The sequence below is a fragment of the Streptomyces sp. CHD11 genome (genome assembly GCF_018638295.1).
Taxonomy (GTDB): domain Bacteria; phylum Actinomycetota; class Actinomycetes; order Streptomycetales; family Streptomycetaceae; genus Streptomyces.
Window position 1 is genome coordinate 81,935 of the sequence record NZ_JABTTS010000019.1, and the last position, 23,299, is coordinate 105,233.

Annotated in this window: 16 protein-coding genes; 12 read left to right on the forward strand and 4 right to left on the reverse strand. The window is 67.1% G+C overall.

Going from position 1 to position 23,299, the window contains the following annotated elements; translation table 11 throughout:
* Positions 1–91 precede the first annotated feature (91 nt).
* The 4 genes from HTV45_RS19965 (at position 92) to HTV45_RS19980 (ending at position 9,172) form a co-directional block, all read left to right on the forward strand.
* Positions 92–3,328 (forward strand): helicase-related protein, encoded by a 3,237-nt coding sequence (locus HTV45_RS19965; protein ID WP_202559987.1) that lies wholly within the window; start codon positions 92–94, stop codon positions 3,326–3,328.
* Complete coding sequence (locus HTV45_RS19970) at positions 3,325–4,095, forward strand: DUF4391 domain-containing protein (RefSeq protein WP_161380539.1); 771 nt, start codon at positions 3,325–3,327, stop codon at positions 4,093–4,095. Before HTV45_RS19965 ends, HTV45_RS19970 begins: the two co-directional genes overlap by 4 nt.
* Positions 4,096–4,159: 64 nt before the next feature.
* Positions 4,160–6,178, forward strand: coding sequence for a site-specific DNA-methyltransferase (locus HTV45_RS19975; protein ID WP_215207178.1), 2,019 nt, complete (start codon positions 4,160–4,162; stop codon positions 6,176–6,178).
* Positions 6,179–6,193: 15 nt separating this feature from the next.
* A complete protein-coding gene (locus HTV45_RS19980; protein WP_161380537.1) occupies positions 6,194–9,172 on the forward strand; it encodes a DEAD/DEAH box helicase family protein in 2,979 nt (992 codons plus the stop codon).
* A gap of 343 nt (positions 9,173–9,515) precedes the next feature.
* Here the strand turns inward: HTV45_RS19980 and HTV45_RS19985 are convergent, their stop codons facing one another.
* Positions 9,516–10,313, reverse strand: coding sequence for an ABC transporter permease (locus HTV45_RS19985; protein ID WP_215207179.1), 798 nt, complete (start codon positions 10,311–10,313; stop codon positions 9,516–9,518).
* Entirely contained in the window at positions 10,310–11,266 is a 957-nt protein-coding gene (locus HTV45_RS19990; RefSeq protein WP_308309715.1) for an ATP-binding cassette domain-containing protein, read from the reverse strand. Before HTV45_RS19990 ends, HTV45_RS19985 begins: the two co-directional genes overlap by 4 nt.
* 99 nt (positions 11,267–11,365) lie before the next feature.
* On the opposite strand from HTV45_RS19990, the gene HTV45_RS19995 reads away from it, so the two are divergent.
* Positions 11,366–12,496: a TetR/AcrR family transcriptional regulator gene (locus HTV45_RS19995; RefSeq protein WP_215207195.1), complete on the forward strand. Its 1,131-nt coding sequence runs from the start codon at positions 11,366–11,368 to the stop codon at positions 12,494–12,496.
* 320 nt (positions 12,497–12,816) lie between these two features.
* Here HTV45_RS19995 and HTV45_RS20000 read toward each other — a convergent pair whose 3' ends face one another.
* Positions 12,817–14,016 (reverse strand): PEP/pyruvate-binding domain-containing protein, encoded by a 1,200-nt coding sequence (locus HTV45_RS20000; RefSeq protein ID WP_215207181.1) that lies wholly within the window; start codon positions 14,014–14,016, stop codon positions 12,817–12,819.
* 116 nt (positions 14,017–14,132) lie between these two features.
* Between HTV45_RS20000 and HTV45_RS20005 the strand changes: the two genes are divergently transcribed.
* The 6 genes from HTV45_RS20005 (at position 14,133) to HTV45_RS20030 (ending at position 18,852) form a co-directional block, all read left to right on the forward strand.
* Positions 14,133–14,777 carry a transcriptional regulator gene (locus HTV45_RS20005; RefSeq protein ID WP_251692430.1) on the forward strand — a complete coding sequence of 215 codons (645 nt, stop codon included), beginning with the start codon at positions 14,133–14,135 and terminating at the stop codon, positions 14,775–14,777.
* Positions 14,778–14,786: 9 nt separating this feature from the next.
* The gene (locus tag HTV45_RS20010) at positions 14,787–15,389 is read left to right on the forward strand and encodes a histidine phosphatase family protein (RefSeq protein WP_215207183.1); all 603 of its coding nucleotides are present in this window, start codon (positions 14,787–14,789) and stop codon (positions 15,387–15,389) included.
* A gap of 141 nt (positions 15,390–15,530) precedes the next feature.
* Positions 15,531–16,736 (forward strand): cytochrome P450, encoded by a 1,206-nt coding sequence (locus HTV45_RS20015; RefSeq protein ID WP_215207184.1) that lies wholly within the window; start codon positions 15,531–15,533, stop codon positions 16,734–16,736.
* 8 nt (positions 16,737–16,744) lie between these two features.
* Positions 16,745–17,536 carry an FkbM family methyltransferase gene (locus tag HTV45_RS20020; RefSeq protein WP_215207185.1) on the forward strand — a complete coding sequence of 264 codons (792 nt, stop codon included), beginning with the start codon at positions 16,745–16,747 and terminating at the stop codon, positions 17,534–17,536.
* Positions 17,533–18,294 carry a thioesterase II family protein gene (locus HTV45_RS20025; RefSeq protein ID WP_215207186.1) on the forward strand — a complete coding sequence of 254 codons (762 nt, stop codon included), beginning with the start codon at positions 17,533–17,535 and terminating at the stop codon, positions 18,292–18,294. The genes HTV45_RS20020 and HTV45_RS20025 overlap by 4 nt, the downstream gene beginning before the upstream one ends.
* A 9-nt stretch (positions 18,295–18,303) precedes the next feature.
* Positions 18,304–18,852 (forward strand): hypothetical protein, encoded by a 549-nt coding sequence (locus HTV45_RS20030; RefSeq protein ID WP_215207187.1) that lies wholly within the window; start codon positions 18,304–18,306, stop codon positions 18,850–18,852.
* A gap of 179 nt (positions 18,853–19,031) precedes the next feature.
* Here HTV45_RS20030 and HTV45_RS20035 read toward each other — a convergent pair whose 3' ends face one another.
* Positions 19,032–20,291, reverse strand: a complete 1,260-nt coding sequence (locus tag HTV45_RS20035) for a cytochrome P450 (protein ID WP_251692431.1) — start codon at positions 20,289–20,291, stop codon at positions 19,032–19,034.
* 237 nt (positions 20,292–20,528) lie between these two features.
* Here HTV45_RS20035 and HTV45_RS20040 point away from each other — a divergent pair, with 237 nt between their 5' ends.
* Positions 20,529–23,264 (forward strand): LuxR family transcriptional regulator, encoded by a 2,736-nt coding sequence (locus HTV45_RS20040; RefSeq protein ID WP_251692432.1) that lies wholly within the window; start codon positions 20,529–20,531, stop codon positions 23,262–23,264.
* Positions 23,265–23,299 lie beyond the last annotated feature (35 nt).

Here is a 23,299-nt window from a genome sequence, read left to right on the forward strand (position 1 = left end):
CAGGTACCGTGTCCGCTGCCTGCACTAGGCTCTGCGTCATCGGAATCGTCTGTCGGAGCTGATGGCCCGGAGGGGGAGTTCATTGAAGGTCGTGAGCAACCGCGGCGGCGACCGGTTGATCGATGTAGTGAGGCCGAGTCTGCAACCGGGCGGTGCAATGGACCTCGCCTCGTCGACCTTCTCCGTGTACGCGTTCGAAGAGCTCCGTGAGGAGCTGGCCAAGCTGGAACGGGCTCGGCTCCTGCTGCCGGGCGTAGGCGCCGAGCTGCACCTGCTGGGCGGCGAGCATGATCGCGCTGCCCGCAACCGCCTGTCGAGCCGCTACCTTGCTGCGTCCTGCGCCGAGTGGCTTGCTCGACGTGCCGAGGTGCGACATGCAGCGTTTCACGCTATTCCCCAGGGTGTTCTGGTTGCCCGAGCGGCCTCGGGTGAAGTGATTTCGCTGGCCCAGGGCTCTTTCGGTTTCGATCGTTCCGGCCTCGGCCTGGCTCCTGGTAATCCGTACACGTCGATCCTGCGCTCCGACAACGAGAGCGAGGCGGCCGCTCTTGCTCCTCCACTCTTCGAGGCGATGTGGGCGAGCACGCCCGCCTCTCTTGAAGCGGGCCCGCTGCTAGAGCAGATGCGTGCTCTCGGACGCTATCGTGACCCGGAGCGCATTTACCACCTCATGCTCCACCATTTGTTTAGCGCTGCTGGCGGGGAGCTGGACGAGGACGCGGTCATCGATGCGAAGACCGGCATCCACGACACCGTGGTGTGGGGAAAGCTGTACAAGTTCCAGCGGGACGGCGTCATCGGTGCGATCGACAAGCTGAATCGCTACGGCGGCTGCATCATTGCGGACAGCGTCGGCCTGGGGAAAACCTTCGAGGCGCTCGCCGTGATCAAGTACCACGAGCTGCGCAACGACCGGGTGCTCGTACTCTGCCCGAAGCGGCTGCGAGACAACTGGACGATGTACACGGCGAATGACCGCCGAAACCTCCTTGCTGCAGACCGCTTCAACTACGACGTGCTCAACCACACTGATCTGTCCCGTGAATCCGGCAGATCTGGCGACATCGACCTTGCGCACGTCAACTGGGGTAACTACGACCTGGTGGTCATCGATGAGTCGCACAACTTCCGCAACGCCAACTCTCCGAAGCAGAACGGCGAGACTCGCTATGACCGCCTGATGCGCCAGATCATTCAGGAGGGCGTGAAGACCCGCATCCTGATGCTCTCGGCAACCCCGGTCAATAACCGGCTTGCTGACTTGCGCAACCAGATCGCCTTCGCTACCGAGAACGACGACACGGCCTTGGCGCCGTACGGTATCGCCAGCATCGCCGAGACCGTCCGCGTCGCGCAGCGCCAGTTCAATCGGTGGCAGGAACTTGGCCCGGAGGGGCGTACCCCAGCTCTACTCGTGGACATGCTGGGCTTCGACTATTTCACGCTGCTCGACATGCTGACCATCGCCCGCTCGCGCAAGCACATCGAGAAGTACTACGGCACTGCCGAGACTGGATCCTTCCCCGAGCGCCTCGCACCGCTCAACGTGAAGTCGGATATCGACACACAGGGCGACTTCGGCGCCATCGGAGAACTCAACGACCAGATCCGCAAGCTCAATCTGGCCGCTTACTCGCCCATGCACTACCTGAGAGCGGACAAGCGGGCCGAGTACGCCGACAAGTACGCCACCCGGCTGAAGAGCGGCAAGGGTAGCTTCCAGCAGGTCGACCGAGAGCAAAGCCTGGTCAACCTGATGAGGGTGAACATCCTCAAGCGGCTGGAGAGTTCCGTCCACTCCTTCCGGTTGACGGTGAGCCGGCAGCTGGAGCGCATCGACGCGCACCTGGGTGCGATCGACCGCCATGAGACCTACTACCGCCCCGACTCTCTCGACGAGGAGGAGCGCGACGACCTGCGTTCCGACGAGCTGGCGATCGGTGGTGGCAAGATCAGGGTGCTCATCGCGGACATGGATCTGATCCGCTGGCGCCAGGACCTCCTGGAGGACCATGAGCGCCTCTCCGCGATGCTGTACCGGGCCGAGCAGGTGATACCGGAGCGTGACGCGAAACTGGGCCACCTTAAGCAGCTGATCGCGGAAAAGGTCCGCAACCCCATCAATCTCGGCAATCGCAAGGCCATCGTCTTCACTGCTTTCGCGGACACCGCCGCATATCTGTATGACGAGCTCGCCGAATGGGCGCAGGTCGAACTCGGCGTCGAGGTTGGCTTGGTGACGGGATCCGGGAACAACCGCACCACGCTCAAGCTGCGCCGCGATCTCCCCGGCATCCTCTCTGCATTCTCCCCGCACTCGAAGCAACGCCCGGATGACCTGGCTGGAGAAGGCGAGCTCGACCTGCTCATTGCCACGGACTGCATCTCCGAGGGCCAAAACCTGCAGGACTGCGACTGGCTCGCGAACTACGACATCCACTGGAACCCGGTGCGTATCATCCAGCGCTTCGGCCGTATCGACCGTCTCGGTTCTCGCAGCGCTCGGATCCAGCTCGTCAACTTCTGGCCGCAGATGGACCTGGAGGAATACATCGGCCTCGAGCAGAGAGTCACGGGCCGCATGGTGCTCCTCGACATCTCAGCCACCGGTGAAGAAAATGTCATCGAGACCAGCGCAGGCGACCCGATGAATGATCTCGAGTACCGGCGCGCACAACTCCTCAAGCTCCAGGACTCTGTCCTCGACCTTGAGGACCTGTCGACCGGCGTGTCCATCGCCGACCTCACCCTCACCGATCTGCGCATCGACCTCGCCGACTATGCCAAGCGATACCCCGGTGAGCTGGAGGCGGAGCCGCTCGGGGTTCACGCGGTCGCGGACGCCGATGGCGATGTCCCACCCGGACTGATCTTCTGCCTTCGTGCCGAAGGCCAGGCAGCCGATCGGGCAGTGCAGGCCGGCGACCCACTTGCCCCTCACTACCTCATCCACGTCGGCGAGGAGGGTGTGGTGCAGCTCAGCCATACCCAGACCAAGCGCATCCTCGACCGGGTGCGCAGGGTGAGTGCCGAGCAGAGCCAGGTTGACCCAGGGCTCACCGCACTCTTCGACGCCCGCACCCGGCGCGGCGCCGACATGGGGGCAGCCCGCAAGGCTCTTGCCGCCGCTGTACGCTCCATCACTGGCAAGGAGGAAGAGCGCGCGGTTGCCAGTCTGTTCAGCCTGGATGGCACCCAGGCCGCCGCGGCAGGAGGCTTCGCCGGGACCAATGACTTCGAAGTACTTGCCTTCCTTGCCGTTTTGCCCCTTGCCGACGTCGATCCTGCCGGATCCGCTACACACGACGACCAAGAAGCCCAGCGATGACTCCGGACGACGTAGTCGACGCGCTTCGGCTGCCTGCCGACTGCGCAGTGGGCGTCCGGGTACCCAAGACCCAGTTGCAGGCGCACTCCGACTTCAGCGCCGCTGATCGGCGGTTGCTGCAGGAGGGCATCGATACCCTGCGCTGGGCCGCCGCGATACGCCCTGATGCCGTGGGAATCCCTGCCTACACGGCCCCGGATGGCAGTCGGCGCATTCCCGAGCTCCACGTCATGACTCTGCGGACCCGGACCGGGATCAAGCTCACTCGCCTGGAAGAACTCCTCCATCGAGCTGTGCCATACCCGATCCTGCTCGTTAGCGAACAGGAGTCCGGACCCCGTGTATCGGTTGCCCTCAAGCGCATGTCACACGCGCGGAACGGTGAGGTCACATTGGACAGTCCGCCTGTGACCGCTTCCGTCGGAGACGTCCCCGCGCCGGTGGACGTTGCTTTCCTGAGCGCGCTGCCGCTCGACCGACAACCGCGCAGCGACCTCAGCACGGTCTACGAGGGTTGGCTGGCCTCCACGGTTGCCTTGCGTGTCGCTGCGGCGATCGGAGAGTTTGCGCTCGCGGGCACCTTGGAGGCGTCACAGACCCAGCTGACTGCCCTGACGGAGAGCAGCCAACTCGAGGCAGAGATCAACAAGCTGGTCGCCCAGATCAAGAAAGAGAAGCAGATCCCACGCAGGATCGAGCTACAGGATCAGATCAAGGTGAAGAGGATCGCTTTGTCAGCGGCGCACGATAAGTTGCGTCTGGCGTAGTAACGCAGCAGGTACGAAGAGCACGGTCAAGAAGAGGGCACCAGGTGAGCCGGACGGTGCCGTAGTGAAGCAGGGGACGATCAGGGTGACGATGCACACGGTTGAGCCGGGGGACCCGGAGACCCACTCCAAGGACCTCGTGTCGGAGAACCTCGAACAGCTCCGGAAGATCTTCCCGTCTGCCTTCACAGAGGGCAAGGTCGACTTCGACGCGCTACGCGAGCTGCTTGGTGATGCCGTCGATGACAGCGATGAGAAGTTCGGGCTGACTTGGTTCGGCAAGCGTGACGCCCGCCGTATCGCTCTCAAGCCGAGCACGGCGACGCTCATGCCCCGCCCCGAGGAGTCGGTGGACTGGGACACCACGCAGAACGTCATGATCGAGGGTGACAATCTCGAAGTCCTGAAGCTCATGCAGAAGAGCTATGCCAACAAGGTCAAGCTCATTTACATCGATCCCCCGTACAACACGGGTAAGGATTTCATTTACCCGGACAAATTCCAAGACACCATTCAGAACTATCTCCAACAGACTGGCCAGGCTGGCAGCGACGGCGGACGGCTGAGTAGTAACTCCGAGACCTCCGGCCGCTACCACAGTGCATGGCTGGACATGATGTATCCACGCCTTATGCTGGCTCGAAACCTCCTCAACAAAGATGGCGTGCTCGTGATTTCGATCGATGAACGAGAGTACGCAAATCTGCGGGCAATGTGCGCAGAGATCTACGGTGAAGAGAATTTGGTCGGCACTGTAGTCTGGAAAAATGCTACCGACAATAACCCCTCTCGGATCGCAACTGAGCATGAGTATCTTTTGTTCGTGGCGCGTGATTCGGGATCTCTTGAGAAAGTCTGGAAGTCTTCGATCTCCGACGTCCGCGATGCGGTAGTGAAGGCCGGAGAGCGAATCATTGAAGAATCTTCCGATCTTACGGAAATGCGTGAGAGGTATTCTCGCTGGTTCCGTGAAAACAAAGGTGAAATGTGGCCGCTCGATCGCTACAAGTATATTGATGAGGGGGGTGTCTATACCGGAAGTCAGAGTGTCCACAACCCAGGCAAGGAGGGGTATCGGTACGATGTTCTCCACCCTCAGACCGGCAAGCCGTGCAAGCAGCCACTTATGGGTTACCGGTTCCCGGAGGCAACGATGCAGCGCCTGCTTGAGGACGGGCGGATCCTCTTCGGTGAGGATGAGGATAAGATCATCGAGCTGAAGGTATACGCCTCCGAGTACCAGGAGAAGTTGAGTAGCGTCCTAGAGCTGGATGGCCGTCTGGGTGCGTACGAATTGAAAGACGACTTCTCGGACTTCGGTAAAGTTTTCAGCAACCCTAAGCCGGTGCGCCTTCTCCTGAATTTCTTTCCACACATTCTCAAGGAGGATGGCGATATTCTCCTTGATTTCTTTGCGGGATCGGGTTCATCTGCCAGGGCAATTCAAGAGTTGAATTCTCGCGATGCCGTTCGGCGCCGCTTCATTCTTGTCCAGCTGCCCGAGAAGCTGGATTCGAAGGTCGCTGAAGGGCGGGAAGCCCTGAAGGTTTGTCGTCAGTCGGGCCGGCGTGAAGTCATTTCATCGGTAACGGTGGAGCGGATTCGCCGGGGTGCAATAAAGGACTCTGGCGGTCTCGGTGATTCTGGGACGCGAATCTTTTCTCTGGCGGACAGCGGTATGCTCCGATGGGATACTTCGCGACAAGACGTCGAGCAGCAAGCGCTGGATCTCATCGATAACGTCCGCGAAGGGCGAGAGGAGGAAGATATCCTTTTTGAACTCTTGCTGAATCAGGGACTTGATCTGGCCTCGAAGGTGGAGGCGCGGGATTTCGCGGGAAAGCGTGTGTATTCTACGGGTGCTGGTCTGTTGTTCGCTTGCCTTCCTTCCGCTGGCTCGATCACGAAAGGAAACGCCGAGGAAATTGCTAAGGGGATTGTCGACTGGCGAGACGAGTTGGAGCCCGACGGAGACGTGACCGCGTTCTTCAAGGACGTGGCTTTCGCCGATGACGTCGCCAAGGCGAACCTTATCGCGATCCTGGACCAACACGTGCCGTCCTTCGTTGTCAAGAGCATTTGATCGGGAGGGGCTGCCGTGACAAAGCTTAAGCTGCACTTCGATTCTGAGTTGCCACACCAGGAGGCAGCCGTCGACGCAGTGTGCGGACTTTTCCATGGGCAGGAGAGTGGGCAGGGCCTGTTCACTGTCAGCGGTAACAACGCCGACCTATTCACGGCAGAGGGCATCGGAAACCGCTTGCGAATCCTGCCGGAGCAGTTGCTCGCGAACCTGAACAGGATTCAGGAGGGCAACGGGCTGCCGCTCTCCTCGCTGTCCGACTTGGCGGACGAGCACGATCTGAACTTCACCATCGAGATGGAGACCGGTACTGGCAAGACGTACGTGTACTTGCGCACCGTCTATGAACTCAACAAACTATATGGCTTCACGAAGTTCGTCGTCGTCGTACCGTCCGTCGCGATCAGGGAAGGCGTCCATAAGTCGCTGCAGATTATGGAGGGTCACTTCAAGGCCCTCTATGACGGTGTGCCGCTGCACTACTTCACCTACGACTCGGCGCAGCTCGGTCAGGTAAGGAACTTCGCCCATAGCTCGGGCATCGAGCTGATGATCGTTACTGCTGCGGCGATCAACAAGCCAGCGACCGCGAGGATCTACCAGCCCAGCGAACAGACTGGCGGTGTAGCCCCGATTGATCTGATCAGACAGGTTCAGCCGATTCTGATCGTGGACGAGCCGCAGAGTGTTGACGGCGGACCTCAAGGCCGGGGCCGCGCGGCTCTGCGTGAGATGGCTCCGCTGTTTAGCCTGCGCTACTCGGCGACGCACGTGGACGTGTTCAACATGGTCTACAAGCTGGATGCCATTGATGCCTACCAGGCGGGCTTGGTGAAACAGATCGAGGTGGCTGGCGGCACCGTGGAGCACGCACACGGCCGGCCCTATATCCGCCTTGAAAAGATCAGCACGCGGAAGAATGACTACACCGCGACCGTGGAAGTCGACGCGATGAGGTCCGGGCGTGTTGTGCGCCAGACCGAGAAAGTTGACCCCGGGAGCAGCCTTGAGTCGATCACCGGCAACCGCGCGTACGAGGGACTGTTGATCGGCGACGTCTCCAAGGGCCGTGGAAGGAGTGAGCCGGGTTGCATTCAGATCCATGGTGGGGGGATCGATGAGTACCTTAAGGAAGGCGAGGCTTACGGTGATATCCCGGTGCTTGAGCGAGCCCGGCATCTAATTAACAAGACCATCCGGGTACACCTTGATCGCGAGCTAGAGCTCTGCTCCCGGGGCATCAAGGTGCTGAGTCTGTTCTTCATCGATCGGGTGGATCGCTACCGCGCCGAGGATTTGGATGGCGCTCCGGTCCCGGGCGAGTACGCGAAGATCTTCGAAGAGGAGTATGCGCGGCTCCAGCGCAACCCCCGCTACTCGACTCTCTTCGGTGGGGTGGATCTCGACTCCGAGCCGAGCGCAGTCCACGAGGGCTATTTCGCTCGCGATGCCAAGGGCAAGCCCAAGGACATCAAGGAGGGAGCGGCCCAGGACGGCGCGGACGCCGAGCGCGCGTATGACCTGATCATGCGGGACAAGGAGCGCCTGCTCAGCCTTGACGAGCCGGTGAAGTTCATCTTTTCCCACTCGGCACTTCGCGAGGGCTGGGACAACCCGAACGTCTTCCAGATTTGCAGCCTGCGTGAGATGGGCACCGAGCGGCAGCGTCGGCAGACCATCGGTCGTGGTCTACGTCTGGCTGTGAATCAGGAGGGTCAGCGGCTCCACGGCTTCGACGTAAACACCCTTACAGTCGTTGCGACTGAGAGCCTGGAGCAGTTCGCCACCTCTCTACAGACCGAGTACGAGCAGGACGCCAAGGTCAGCTTCGGTCGAATTGAGCCGCACCAGTTCTCCAGCCTCCTCCTTCCCGACGGTGACGGAAAGCGCCTGGGCAGCGAGGGCTCGCAGCGGCTCTTCGCTGCTTTGCAGGAGGCCGGCTACATCCAGAGCAGCGGCAAGATCGACGCGCAGCTGCTCCATCAGGCTCTCGCAGAAGACACGTTCACGCTGCCTGAAGAGTTCGTCGGCCTGGAGACTGCAGTGGTGGAACGGCTTCAGCAGCGCGCTAAGGGCATCACAATTAACGACCGGGATGAACGTCGCACGGTCAAGGTCCGTAAGCAGGTCTTCGAGAACCCGCGGTTCCACGAACTGTGGAACCGCATCAAGCAAAGGACCACCTACCGGGTGGACTTCGACGCGGAGAAGCTGATCGCGGACGCAGCGCGGGCTCTAAAGGAGGCCCGCCAGATTCTTCCTGCCCGCATGGTGTGGACGTCAACGACGTTGGCCATAAGCGAGCGTGGCATCGAAACCGGTGCTGAGTCGACCTCGGCCCCGCAGCTGGTCGAGCAGGGAGACATCCCGCTACCGGATATCCTCGGCGAGTTGGCTGAGCAGACCAAGCTGACCCGACGCACCATCCACCGAATCCTCTCTGAGAGCGGCCGCTTCCGGGATTTCCAGCGCAACCCGCAGGAGTTTGTGTCCCTCGCCGCTGAGAAGATCACGGAGGCTCGGCGTGCGGCGCTTGTCGATGGGATCAAGTACGTCAAGCTCGGGGAGAGCGACGTCTACGCCCAGGAGCTCTTCCTTACCGAGGAGCTGCACGGCTATCTCGGCAAGAACCTGACCCCTGCTGCGAAGAGTGTCTACGAGGAAGTTCGTTACGACTCCGAGACCGAGAGGAAGTTCGTCGAGGATCTGGAGTCGGCGAGCGACGTCGAGGTGTACGCCAAGCTCCCGTCTTGGTTCAAGGTCCCCACCCCGCTCGGCACATACAATCCGGACTGGGCTATCGTGCGACGCCTTCCCGACGGCGAGCAGCGCCTTTACCTGGTGATAGAGACCAAGGGCACCCAGCAAGAGAGCCTTCTCCGACCAGAAGAGCTGGGAAAGATCAAATGTGGGCGCAAACACTTCGAGGCCCTGGGTACCAATGTCACCTTCGAGCAGACGGATGTCTGGAGCCACGTGACGTTCACCGCATGAGAGGTGCCTGTGGTGGGGCGGACGCGTCCCACCACAGGCACCTCAGCTTGCAGCGCGCCGCAAAGATTTGCGTGAGCGCTGCGTGAGCGGATGGGGTGGCTGAGGATGGATCGGGCGGCACGCAGGTCTCGGCTGCACGCTTCTGACCAGCGAAAACGAGAGCCCGTGGCACACTCCAGCACCTCCCGGGACGATCGTGCAGGCCCTCGTAATGCGTAGGTCTCGGGTTCGAATCCCGAAGGCGGCTCCATGGTGAACCCCAGGTCAGATACTTGACCTGGGGTTTCTTGTTTCCGTTGACCTTGGAATCCAAGCCGACGGAGGCTGCCGCCGGTCGGCGTCGTCACTCCTGGCGGCCGTAGGCGCGGACCGCGAGTGGGCAGAAAACGACGAACAGGATGGCCGACCACAGCAGGGTGAGGCCGATGCTTCCGTCGTCCGGTGTCCCGTTCAGCAGAGCCCGGCAGGCGTTCATGACGTGGGTGACGGGGTTGACGGACGCCCAGGCGTGCAGCCATCCGGGCAGGGTGTCGATCGGGGCGGCCAGGCTGCTGCCCAACTGGAGCGGCAGGAAGGCGATGAAGCTGAACGACAGTACGGCGTCGGCGCTCTTGACGAGGACACCGATGAACACCGTGAGCCAGCTCAGGCAGAACCCGAACATGATGGCGAGTCCGGCCGCCCCCAGTGCGGCGGGGGCGCTGCCCTGGACGCGGAACCCGAGCAGTGCGCCGATGCCGAACAGGACCGCCACGGCGATCAGATAACGGAGGATGTCGGCCAGCACCGAGCCGAGCAGCGGCGCCGTACGGCTGATCGGAAGGCTGCGGAACCGGTCGGTGACGCCGTTCTTCAGGTCGAGATTGATGGCCGACCCGGTGGAGATCATGCCCGCGAGCCCGGCGCCCATGACGAGGATTCCGGGGAACAGGTACTGGAGGTACTCGGCGGTGGTACCGGCGACCGGACGGCCGAACAGGTAGAGGAACAGGACCATGAACAGCGCGGGGGTGATGATGCCGTTCATGATCGGGCCGGGGTTCCGGCTGGTCTTGGCGAGGCTGCGCTGGGCGAGGACCACACTGTGCCGGAGGATGCCGAAGCGCGAGGGCCGGGCGGTCTCGGAGAGGGATGTGGTCATGCTGCGTCCTTGGCGTCGGCGGTGGGAGCCCCGGTCAGGGACAGGAAGACCTCGTCGAGGCTGGGAAGGCGGAACGCGAGTTCACTGACGTCGATGCCGTGATCCCGGAGCTGGGCGGTGATCTCGAAGAACTCCGCGTCGCCGGCGACCGGCACGATGAGTTCTTGGCGGCGTGACCTGTCAGGCTCCCGTCCCGCGACCCGGGCGACGATCGCGGCGGCGGGGTCGAGATCGCCGAGATCGGACGGTCGCAGAACGATCGTGTGCCCGCCGACCTCGCGCTTGAGGTCGGCGGGTGTGCCGGACGCGATGACCCGTCCACGGTCGATGACGGTGATCGCGTCGGCCAGGGCGTCGGCCTCTTCGAGGTACTGCGTGGTGAGCAGGACCGTGACGCCGTCCTGGGCGAGCCCGCGGATCATCTGCCACAACTCGTCGCGTTTTCCGGGGTCCAGCCCGACCGAGGGCTCGTCGAGGAACACGACCTCGGGCCGTCCCACCAGGCTGGCGGCGAGGTCGAGCCGGCGTCGCATCCCGCCTGAATAGGTGGCGACGGGCCGGTCGGCCGCATCGTCGAGGCCGAAGCGGGACAGCAACTCGCCGGCCCGCCGACGGGCGTCAGGCCGCCCGAGGTCCAGGAGTCGGCCGATCATGACCAGGTTGGACCGCCCGGACAACTCGTCGTCGACGCTCGTGTGCTGCCCCGACAGCGCGATGCGCCGGCGAACCCGGGCCGGATCCTGCCGGACGTCGATCCCCGCCACGCGCACCCGGCCCTCATCCGGGTGCAGCAGGGTGGCCAGTACCCGGATGACGGTCGTCTTGCCGGCGCCGTTGGGTCCCAGCAGTCCCAGCACCTGTCCGCGCGGAGCCGCGAGGCTCACTCCGTCGACCGCGGTCGTCCGGCCGAACCTCTTGATCAGCCCGTCGACCTCGAACCCCAGGTCACCCACGATCATCTCCGATGCTCACAGTTTTCCGATGACGTCATCATCTGGATGCTGTCTGTATCATGGCACAGCGGAAGCGGAAGGGGCACAGAGGGGGAGATGATGGCGAGATTGACCCGCGCACAACAGCAGGAACGGACCCGTGCGGTGGTGCTGGTCGCGGCCCGGCAGGAGTTCGCCGAACACGGTTATGGCGAGGCCAAGATCGACCGGATCGCCGAGCGGGCCGAACTGACCAGGGGCGCGGTCTACTCCAACTTCACCGGCAAGCGCGGGCTCTACCTCGCCGTGCTCGCCGACGCCGCCGAGCATGCCCGAGCCTGCGCCGAACCGCCGCTGGCATCGCCCGACTCCGTCGGAAGGGCACTCGGCGCGTTCGCCCGGGTGTGGCTCGAACGGCTGCCCTTCGCCGGCGACACACCGGGCAGCGGTCATCTTCAGCTGCGCTCGCTGTCCGGAGTGCTCGACACCGAGCCGGCCCGGACCGCGTTGGCCGAACTCGTCCGGTTCGAAGCCCTGCTGCTCGCTACGGCAGTCGAGCCGCGTACCGCCGTGCGCACCCGGACGGTGCGACTGGCCGAGCTGGCGCTGACCCTGCTCCACGGCGCGGCCGGTCTCGCGGAGAACGCCCCCGGGGTCGGCGATCCGTTCGACCTGGCCCGCGCCGCCGAGCACCTGGCCGGCATGGCCCCGATCGACGATTCGGAACCGCCGCACCTGTCCTTCGTCGCCCCGGCACAGTCGGCGGAAGACCAGTGGGCAGCGCCCCGCGGACTGCGCGACGAGATCACTGGCCGTCAGGTCGACCTGGACGACGACGGCGTCGTGGTCGTACTGGGCGTGAGACGTCTGTCCGCCGCTGAGGAGGCCGTGCGCTCGGCGCGGATGCGCGACAAGGTGACACTCGTCGTTGTGACGGACGATCCCGCCGAGATCGGCCGACTGGCCCGGCTTCGGATCGCCGATCTCGTCGGCTGCCTGCGACGGGTGTTCGCGGCCGGGGAACTACCGCGGCTGCGCATCGTGTTCGATGACGCCGGCATGGTTTCCGCGGCCATCGGCCGGGAGTCGGTCGACGACCACACCGAGGTCGCGATCCGGGTGCGCGACGGGCTGATCACGGCACGCGCGGAGGGAAGCGGCGCCGGCCACGCCGTGGCCGACCGCGGCGGTTTCGAAGGCTGCGGGCAGCGTGACAGCGCGAATGCGGGGAGAGCCACGGACGAGGTGTGAACGAGGCGTGCGTGATCGACTGGTTGTCCGGTTCCGTCAGTCGGTCCGCGCCGCACCGGCCGGGCCCGGCGATCGCTCCGAGACCCGCCCCCAGTGCCCGCGCGCCGCGGCTTCGACCACGTGCGGCACGGCACCCTCGACCTGTCCGCCGCGCTGAACACGGCAACCGGATAGCTGAACACGGCAACCGGAGAGGTGATCAGCCGCCTGTCCGCACAGCACCGGGCCAGGGGCTTCCGGGACTTCCCGGCCGAGTCGACTGCCGGACCGAGCCCGGCCTGGCAGTCGGACGTCGTCTGCGGCAGGCTCTCCGGGCCGGCTCACCGGGGACCGAGCAACGCGACCCGGCCGGTGCTTCCGTCCACCTCGACCATCGCACCGTCGGGCAGGACCGTCGTCGCGTCCGGAATCGCCAGGACGGCCGGGAGCCCCTGCTCCCGTGCCACGATCGCGGCGTGGGAGAGCAGGCCACCGGTCTCGGTGACGACCGCGGCGACGACACCGAACAGCGGGGTCCACGCCGGGTCCGTGGTCCGGCACACAAGTACGTCGCCGGGCCGCACGCGGGCGAAATCGCTGGGGCCGCGTACCACGCGGGCCGGTCCAGCGGCGGAGCCGGAACTTCCGGGCGTACCCGTGCGGACGTTGCTCTCCCCGGTGGTGTCCGGCGAGGCCGCCGGCCCGGCTGGGAGGGCGCTGGTCACCGGGCGAGCCTGGAGGACCCAGATCCGGGAGCCGGTGATCGCCCACTCGATGTCCTGCGGCCCGCCCAGCAGATCGGCCGTCCTCCGGCCGATCTCCGCGAGCCGGGTCACTTCCTCGTCGGTCAGACAGAACCTCTTCCGGTCGGCAGGCTCCACCTCACGGGTGACAACCCGGTCGTGATCCCGATCGATCCGCGTCCTCTTCGTGCCGAGCGTTCGACGGGTGACAGCGCCGCCGGACAACGTCCAGGAGTCCGGCGTGACCTGACCGCTGACGACGCTCTCGCCCAGCCCCCAGGACGCCTCCAGGCGGATGTCGGCGCCGGTGAACATCACCCCCGCGACGTCGGCGTCCACCAAACTCTGCACCAGCACCGCGATCGCGGGCGGTTCCGCGCCCTCCTGCCGGCGCCGGTATTCCACGGCACGTCCGGACCACAACGAGGCCCAGCAGCGGTGTACCGCCTCGGCGACCTGATCGGGACCGCGGACGCCCAGGAAGGTGTCGTGCTGTCCTGCGGCGGTGGCGGCGGCGGTGTCCTCGCTGGTCGCCGACGAGCGCACGGCGACGTACCCGTCCCCGGTGGTTCGTGTGAGTGCTCGGGCGATCTCGTCGACCAGCGCCGGGGAGAGGCCGGCCAGATCACGCACGGCACCGGCGTCCGAGAAGTCGAGGCCGTGGGCCGCCCGCTCATACACGGCGGTCGGCACCACGAACCCCGGTGGTACCGGCAGACCTGCCTCGAGGAGCCGGGCAAGCGCTGCGGCCTTTCCGCCCGACGTCCCGAGTTCGGCGTCAACCAGGTTGACAATCAAGGACCTACCCCTTAGCCAGTGCACTGTACATGTTGCGTGACGACACGCTCCGACAACCCGCGTGGAGTGCGAGTACCGCGTTGACGTCGCGAGCACGAGCCTGAATGCTCACTGCCATGACGCACGCTTCCTCACCGGATCTACTTGTCCTGCACGCCGTACGGGTGACCGGGGTCGCCAACGACACGGCGGTTGCCCGGCGCACCGGCGTCGACCATGACACGGTCTGTGAACTGCTGCCGGACTTCGAAGCCTACGGGTGGGTGACACACGTCGCGTTCGGCGGCACCAGCGGCTGGACGCTCACCGAGCGCGGACGTGACGAGGACACCCGGAAACTGGCGGAGGAACTGAAGGAAGCCGGCGCCCGGGCCGCCGTCGAGCAGGCGCACAAGGCGTTCGAGATCCTGAACGGACGGTTGGTGCGGGCGTGCACCGACTGGCAGTTGCGGCCCACCGAGAGCGATCGGCTGGCGTCCAACGACCACAGCGACCCGGCGTGGGACGCCCGGGTGCTGAACGAACTGGAAGTGCTCGGCGGCGAGTTGACCCAACTGGTCGGCGGGCTGGCCGACGTGCTCGCCCGGTTCGGCGGCTACGGCGAGCGGTTCTCCGCCGCCCTGGCCCGCGCCCGTGCGGGAGAGGGGCAGTGGGTGGCCGGGGTCGGTGTCCCCTCGTGCCATGCGGTCTGGATGGAGCTTCACGAGGATCTGCTGTCGACCCTCGGAATTCCCCGCGGCGCGGAACCGGGGACCCGGTAGGTTCGTTCCGTGGCTACTCGATATCTCTATCTGGCACGTCATGGCTCGGCGGACGCTTTCGGCGAGCTCACCGACACGGGATACAAGCAGGCGGACCTGCTCGGCGAGCGGTTATCAGGGCTGCCGATCAACGCGGTGTGGCACTCGGTTCTGCCCCGTGCCGCCGCGAGCGCGCGTGAGATCGGCAGACACCTGCCGGGCGTGCCCGTGGCCGAGGCCGGCGAACTCATCGACCATGTGCCCTACGTACCGAACGCGGCCGAGATGCCCCAGGCCTGGGCCGGATTCTTCGACGGCTTCGAGGAGGCCGAGGCCGCGTCCGGCAAGCGGGCCGCCGAAGCCCTGGTGGCGCGGTTCACCAGGGCCCCCGAGCGCACCGAGCCTGACTCGCACGAGGTGCTGGTCACGCACGCGTACCCGATCGCCTGGCTGGTACGGGACGCGCTGGAGGCCCCGCCGACCCGATGGCTCGGCCTGGACAGCGCGAACACGGGGCTCACGGTGATCGAGTACCGGGCCGGTCTGTCGCCCACCCTGGTGATGTTCAACGACATGAGCCACCTGCCGGGCGACCTGCGCTGGACCGGATTCCGGGCGGCCGTACGACCGTGAGGGGCGGCTGCCGCGACCCCGGGGTCGTCCCGGGCCCACCCCAGGATTCGGGGCGTCCGCGGAGCGGAATCCTGGGGGTGTGCCGGAGCCGTACCGGAGACATCATCGGATGACCCTCTTCGGTCCGGGAGATCAATTCGTATGCCTCACGGCCAGCACGCTTCCACGACCTACGCCAACGAACTCTGCGATCCGGAGCTCTACCAGCAGGGGAACCCGGAAGACCTGTGGCGGCGGATGCACTCCGCGGCGCTCGTTCACGAAGGCACGTACGAGGGACGGCGGTTCCACGCCGTGCTCTCGCATCCGCTGATCTCCCAGGTGCTGAAGAACACCAGGGAATACTCCTCCGAGCGGGGGATGCGGCTGGATCAGAACCCGGCCGCCACCTCGGCCGCGGCCGGAAAGATGCTGATCATCACGGACCCGCCGCGGCACGGCAGGATCCGGCGCATCGTCAACTCGGTGTTTACGCCGCGCATGGTGAGCCGCCTCGAGCAGAACATGCGCGCCACGGCCGCCGCCGCCGTCGACCGGGCGATCGAGGAGGGAGAGTGCGACTTCACCACCGTTGCCGCGCGCCTGCCGCTCTCGGTCATCTGCGACATGCTGGGCGTTCCGCCGGAGGACTGGGACTTCATGCTGGACCGGACCATGGTGGCGTTCGGGTCGGACCAGGCCGACGAGTTCGCGATGGCCGAGGCGCACGCCGACATCCTGTCGTACTACGAGGACCTGGTCCGCCGCCGTCGCCGCGAGCCGGGGGAGGACGTGGTCACCGCGCTGGTGAACGGCGTCATCGACGGCACCGGGCTGACCGACGAGGAGATCTACCTCAACTGCGACGGCCTCATCTCCGGCGGCAACGAGACGACCCGGCACGCCACGATCGGGGGTCTGCTGGCCCTGATCCAGAATCCCGGGCAGTGGGCGATGCTGCGCGACGACCCCGGGCTGCTGCCCGGCGCCGTTCAGGAGGTCCTGCGGTTCACCAGCCCGGCGATGCACGTGCTGCGGACGGCGGTCGTGGCGACCGAGATCGGGGAGTACGCACTGAGGCCGGGGGATCCGGTCGCCCTGTGGCTGGCGGCCGGCAACCGCGACCCCGAGGTGTTCGCCGATCCCGATCGTTTCGACATCACCCGGCACCCGAACCCGCATGTCGCCTTCGCGGCCGGCCCGCACTACTGCCTCGGCTCCGCGCTGGCCACGTCCGAACTCACGGTCGTCTTCGAGGAACTGCTCCGGCGCGTGAGCGGGGCGGAGCTGACCGGACTGCCACGCCGTACGCGATCGATCCTGATCCGGGGTTACGACTCGGTTCCCGTACGGCTCGCCGCGGCCTGAACGGAGCGATGACCATGACAGGCCTGCCCACCACCGAGCGCCGCCGGCTGCGGCTGCCGGACGGCCGTCTCGTGTGGTGCACCCGTCCGGCCGAGGCGTCGCTGATGTGGCGCGAGATCAGCGGCGACGGCTTCTACCGGCGCGCGTCGCGCGGGCTGCGGCCGGGCGACGCGGTGCTCGACATCGGAGCGAACGTCGGACTCGTGTCGATCGCCTTCGCCGCCGAGAACCCGGGCCTACGGGTGATCGCGGCCGAACCCGTGCCCGACACGTTCGACTGTCTCCGGGCGAATCTCGACCGGTACGTTCCCGGCGGCGTGGCCGTGCGCACCGCGGTGGCGGCCACGGCGGGCACTCAGCGGCTCACCTACTATCCGGACGCGCCGGGCAACTCCGGCCTGTATGCGGACCGGCAGGCGGACGACGCCCTCACCAGGACCTTCATGCGCAACGGCGGAATCGACGACGAATCCATCGACCTGCTCATCGAAGGGCTGCACGACGGCCACAGCCTCGAGGTCCCGGTCACGACGGTCTCCGGCCTGCTCCGTGAGCACGGCATCGCGCGGGTGGCGTTGCTGAAGGTCGACGTGGAGCGCGCGGAACTGGACGTCCTGCGCGGAGTCGCCCCGGCCGACTGGTCCCGGATCGACGCCGTCGTCGCCGAGGTGCACGACGAGGAGCAACGCCTTGCCGAGTTCTGCGACCTGCTCCGCGCGGCGGGCCTGTCGCCCGAGACCCGGCAGGATCCGAGCCTGAGCGGAACGGAGCTCTACGAGGTGTACGGAGACCGCTCGTGACGGCGTCGCTGGTGACACTGGGGGCCGTCGGTCCGGGCACGACGACCCGCACGCTGATCTGCATACCGCACGCCGGCGGCAGCGTGGTGGCCTTCCGGGGGTGGGTCCGGGCAGCCGCCGCGGCCGGCCTGGCGGTCCGGGCCGTGCACTGGGCGGACGCGGCCGGCGCGAACGGCCGGCGGCCCAGCATCGAGTCCCGGGCCGACGCGCTCGCCGCGGAGCTGCGGGACCTTCCGGAACCCTGGGTGCTGCTGGGACACAGCCTCGGCGCGCTGATCGCCGCGGAGACGGCCCGGCGGATCGAGGAGCAGGTCAGCGGCTCGGCCCCGGAGCGGGTCGTACTCTGCGCCGCGGCTCCGCCCGGCTACCCACGCGGCTTTCCTCCGGGCGTGCTCACCGCCTCCGACACAGGCATGACCCAGTACGTACGGCGGCTCGGTGGCACGCCGGAGGAGATCCTGAGCGATCCGGAGTTCGGCCCGCAGCTGCTGACCCGGCTGCGCAACGACCTGGACCTGATCGAGCGCTACGAACCCGCCTTCCCGCGACCGCTGTCGTCGCCGGTCTCGGTCTACGGCGGGGCGTCGGACGGGTCGGTGCCGGTCGAGGTGCTGGACGGCTGGCGGGCCTTCGCTCCCCAGTCCCGGGTACGCGTCTTTCCCGGAAACCACTTCTTCCTGCACGACAGCCCGGCCGACGTCTGCCGGGAGGTCGCCGCCGACTGCGCGCGGACCGGCCAGGACCGGCTCGGCCGGTAGCATCGCGACGTGTCCAACGAAGCCGGCCCGAATGCCCCGAACACCCCGGCCGCCCTGGCCCGGCTCGTCCTTTCCGACCGGGCACGCGACGTGGTCGACGACGCCCTGAGGCTCGTCCCGACCCTGGACGACGGGCAGCGCCCGCCCGGCGACCTGCTGCTCGAAGCGCTCCGGGTGCGTGCGCAGGTCGACAAGCTCGTGACCGCCGCGGTGCTGAACGCCCGCGAGCAGGGTGCCGACTGGTCGGAGATCGCCGTCCTGGTCGGCATCCGGACGAGATCGGTCACCGAGCGATGGCTGCCCGACGAGCAGCGCTGGCACGCCGGGCTCGCGCAGCCGATGAGACAGGAACCCGGCGAGGAACTGCCGCAGCTCGCGGTGCCGCAGGCGGCGTACGCCCCGGAGGTCTACGCCCGGGACCTCGACGGCTGGGCGCTGCGGCACGTGGACGAGGTCGAGCACGAACGGTGGCGACAGCTGGGCAAGGACCTCCAGCGCCCCGTCTCGGGCGGCCTGGAGCCCGAGCCACCCGAGACAGGGAACGACGAGGGCGCTTAGTCGGAGCCCGTCCGGCGGACCAGCCGGGACGTGGGGTGACACTGACGTCAGCCGCTGCCGCGCAGCGGATGACGTCGGCGTCACCTCCGCCTCTTGCCGCCAGGCGCGCCACGCCCGCTCGCGTGCGCCGAGAGGCGCCGCTCCTCCTCCGGCCCGGTCCGTCGGACAGGTCCTGGATGCTAGAGCCGCACCGGAAGCCGGGCCAGCTTGCGCATGCCGGAGACGGCGTGCCACTGCAGTTCCTCCGCGGGCACGGCCAGAGCCAGGTCGGGGTGGCGGGCCAGCAGGCGGCTCAGTGCCGTCTCGGCCTCCTGACGGGCCAGCGCCGCGCCGAGGCAGTAGTGCGGGCCGGAGCCGAAGGACACGTGCACCTCGCCCCGGCTGCTGTGCTGCCGGGTGATGTCCAGCCTCCCGGGGTCCTCGAACTCGCGCGGATCGTGGTTGGCGCCGCTGAGCGCCGCCGTGACGGCGTCACCGGTCTCGAAACTGGTCCAGCCGAGGTCCACATCTTCTGTGGCGTACCGCATCCGGGACACCAGAACCGGCCCGCACCAGCGCAGCAGCTCCTGTACGGCCTGCGGCATGAGGCCCGGGTCGTCGCGCAACAGGGCGAGCTGATCCGGGTGGGTCAGCAACGCCCAGACACTGTTGGCGATGAAGTTGGCGGTGGTGTCGTGCCCCGCGATGACCAGGCTGAGCACCATGGTGACCAGCTCACGGTCGGAGAGCCGGTCGCCGTCGGCGTCCCGGGCCCGGATGAGATCGCTGATCACGTCCTCGCCGGGTTCGGCGCGGCGCAGGCGGACAAGGTCGTGGGTGTGGTCGATGAGCGGCCGCAGCGTCTCGCCCAGGGCCTGCTGGTTGAAGGAGAGGTCGTGGGTCCAGCGCAGCCAGGCGGGCAGATCGGTGGCCGGCACCCCGACCAGCTCGCCGATGACGGTGATCGGCAGCGGATAGGCGAAGTGCTCGAGCAGGTCGGCCACACCGGCGTCGGCGACCCGCGGCAGGGCGTCGAGCAGGTCGTCGGTGAGGCGTTCGATCCGAGGGCTCAGCGCCTTGACCTTGCGCGCCGAGAACGCGGGCGTCACCAGGCGGCGCAGCCGGCTGTGCTCCTTGCCGTCGCTGTCCAGAAGCGTGTCGGCCAGGTAGGGGATCAGCTCTTCGTCGAGGCCCAGCCGGCGCATGGCGTTGATCTGCAGGAGGGGCGCCTTGCCATCGGGCACCGAAGCGGGGTTGTTCGCGAAACGCGCGTCGCCGAGCACGGAACGGACGCCGCCGTACTGCGCGACGATCCACATCAGTGAGCCCTCGACCGACCGGATCGGGCAGGCCGGAGCCTGTTCACGCAGATGCTCGTACGCGGCATGGGGATCGGTGGCTATCAGCGGGATATTCTGCGCCGAGCGATTCCCGGCCATTTCCTCAGTGTCCCTTTTCATGGGCATCCTTGAATTTCCATTCGCTGTCCGATTTGCGCCCTTGTGCTAAATCCGAACCTGTGCAATATCCGCAGAGGAATTCAATGAAGGTCCGGTCCATTTCTGTGGGCGGCGTACGGCCTCGACGGCGCCCAGGAGGCGGATATCACTGGACGAGCACTATACCCGAATGTATGATCGGAGGCCCGGAAGGAGCGCTCCGGGTGTCGCGTGACAGCGTTACGGGGGATTCTCGATATGGCGTTTACTCCGTCTGAAAAACTACCTTTTCCCCTTCTCGAAAGGGGTGTGGAGATCCGGCAGATCGAACGAAGAATTCGGCAGCTCCATGCTGGTCACGGCGGTGTGCTGGCCATCGATGGATCCGCCGGACTGGGCAGGTCCAGCCTCCTCGAACTGCTTCTCCAGCGGGCGTCCGAAGCCGGGTTCTGCGTGCTCCACGCCCGCGGGAACGAGTTCGAGGGCGACCTGCCGTTCGGGACCGTCGCCCAGCTGCTGGAGTCGGCCGGACAGGGCCAGGGCGACGAGGCGGACGCCGTCCCCGTCCGGGCCGCGGAGGGCTTGGGCCCCCAGGCAACGGCCTCGCCCGCCGTGCTCGGCCAGCTGCGCAGAGATCTGCTCAGGTTCGCGGGCGACCGCCGCCTGGTCGTCGTGGTGGACGACGCCCGCTGGGCGGACGTGCCGTCGTTGCGGTTCCTGAGCTACCTGTGTGCCCGCGCGGCGCGCTCCCCGATGCTGCTCGCCGTCGCCCTCGACCCGGCCGACCGGGGCCCGGCGGTCGACTGGCTGGGCGGAGTCAGCGCCTCTCTGGAGACGACGCTGCTGCGGCTCGCCCCGCTCAGCGACCGGGCCACCCGCCGCCTGGTGTCCGCGATCCTCGGGACGGCGGGCTCGGAGGACCTGGCCAAGGCGTGCTTCGACGCCACCGGCGGCAACCCGCTGCTGTTGCACGAGGTGCTGGCGGAAGCCGCCACGGGCCGCTCGGGATCGCCCGGGGAAACGTTGTCCTGGCGGCCCCCGGCCCGGGTGCTGCGCCAGATGGTGCGGCGCCTGCAGAGCCTGCCCGGTTCCTCGCTCGCCGTCGCCCGTGCGGTCGCGGTACTGGGCGTGGCCGAGGATCCGCTGGTCGTGTCGCAGACGGCGGACTGCGCCGAGGCCGACGTCGACGACGCGGTGACGGCCCTCGTGGACGCCGAGGTGATGACCGACAGCCCGGCACTGCGGTTCACGCAGCCCATGCTGCGCACGGCGGTGTATGCCGGGATTCCCGCCTTCGTACGCGGTCGCCTGCATGCCCGGGCGGCGCGTGCGCTGGCGGAGACCGGTGCGCCGTCGGAGGCGGTCACCGAGCAGCTGGTCAACGTTCCCCCCGCCGACGGCCCCCCGGCAGCCAAGGAGCTGATCGAGCCGCACGAGGGCTCGAGCCTGTGGTCGCGTACCCGGATGCAGCGGACCTTGGGACACTTACGCCAAGGACGGTCGAAGAGCCCGTCGGCGCCGGGATCCGCGATGAACCCGGCCGAGCGGGCGGGGATGGCGCTGGAGGCCGCCCGGACCCTCACCCTCGACTGCCAGTTCGACCAGGCGCTCGCGATCCTGGAGACCGCGATCGCCGAGGTGCGCGATCCGGACCTCACCCCGCGCCTGGAGGCGACGGCGATCTGGATCGCGCAGCTCTCCCCGCACACCCGGGACCGCGGCCGGGAGCGGCTGGAGGAACTCCGCAACCGGTCCGCGCAGCGCAGCCCCGCCCGGCCGCACCTCGCGGAGGACGCACTGCTGGAGCAGATCTGGCAGGGAACGCCGGGGGAACACATCGGACGGCTCGTCGGCGATCTGCTGAACCGGCCCCGGATCCCGGCCGGTGACAGCATCGGGTGGACTGTCGGCCTGGTGGCCGCCGTGACACTCGCGCACTTCGACCGACTGCCCGAGGCCCGGCAGGCGGTCCTGACCCTGCGGGACACCGCGAACCGGACGGACACCACGCTCGCCGGGCTCGACCTGTGCCTGAGGGCCGCGGTGGACTACCGGCTGGGGGACATCACCGGCGCCGGGGATCTCGCCCTGCTGGTCCTCTCCGGTACCGGCGGGCAGCGCCCGCCCCGCATGGTCCAGGCGTTCGCCGCGGCCGTGCGGGCCGAGAGCCTGATCGAGCAGGGCGCCCTGGACGCGGCCGCCGCGGCACTCGAGGATCCCGGCCTGATCGACACCGACAGCACGGACATGATCGCCGTCCTTCCCCTGCTGCGCGCCCGCGGCCGCCTGCGGCTCGCCCGGGGGCAGCTCGAACAGGGCCTCGACGACTTGCTCAGGGGCCGCCGGATCACCGCCGACCTGGGCCTGACCCCGGGCGCGTGGGCCTGCTGGTCGTCGGCGGTCACCGCACTGCACCGTCTCGGACGTACCGAGGAAGCGCTCTCCCTCGCCCACGAGGAGCTCGCCGAGGCCCGTTCCCGCGACGCCCCCGGGCCGCTTGCCACCGCGCTGCGCACCGTGGGGCTGCTGACCCCGGGGCCGGCCGGCTTGCCCCTGGTGGAGGAGGCGGCCGGTCTGATGGAGGACTTCCCGGGCCGGCTGGAGATGGCGAGGACGATGATGGCGTACGGCACCGTGCTGCGCCGAGTCGGCAGGACCGGGGCGGCGCGGAAGCAGCTGCGGCTCGCCGCCGAGACGGCGGCCGCCCATGGCGCGCACGTCCTGAACCGCCGGCTGACCGAGGAACTGCGCTCGATCGACGCCGACACCGCGGGCCGCCGGCCCCGGCCGGTGCTGACCCCCAGGCAGCAGCGAGTGGCCGAACTCGCCGCGGAAGGCATGCAGAACGAGGAGATAGCGCAGAAGCTGTTCGTCACGGTGAAGACCGTGGAGTGGCATCTGACCCAGGCATACCGGAAGCTCGGCATCGAGTCCCGCAGCGCGCTCGCACCCGCGCTCGCCGCCACAACCCTGGACTACGCGGAGTCCGCGTGAACTCAACCCTGGGGTGTTTCTGGGGTGTGCCCCTG

Coding starts and splice junctions, on each gene's coding strand:
- HTV45_RS20015 (WP_215207184.1), top strand. CDS start 15,531: ATGCCTCACGGCCAGCACGCTTCCACGACCTACGCCAACGAACTCTGC.
- HTV45_RS20005 (WP_251692430.1), top strand. CDS start 14,133: ATGACGCACGCTTCCTCACCGGATCTACTTGTCCTGCACGCCGTACGG.
- HTV45_RS20035 (WP_251692431.1), bottom strand. CDS start 20,291: ATGAAAAGGGACACTGAGGAAATGGCCGGGAATCGCTCGGCGCAGAAT.
- HTV45_RS19970 (WP_161380539.1), top strand. CDS start 3,325: ATGACTCCGGACGACGTAGTCGACGCGCTTCGGCTGCCTGCCGACTGC.
- HTV45_RS20020 (WP_215207185.1), top strand. CDS start 16,745: ATGACCATGACAGGCCTGCCCACCACCGAGCGCCGCCGGCTGCGGCTG.
- HTV45_RS19985 (WP_215207179.1), bottom strand. CDS start 10,313: ATGACCACATCCCTCTCCGAGACCGCCCGGCCCTCGCGCTTCGGCATC.
- HTV45_RS20040 (WP_251692432.1), top strand. CDS start 20,529: ATGGCGTTTACTCCGTCTGAAAAACTACCTTTTCCCCTTCTCGAAAGG.
- HTV45_RS19995 (WP_215207195.1), top strand. CDS start 11,366: ATGGCGAGATTGACCCGCGCACAACAGCAGGAACGGACCCGTGCGGTG.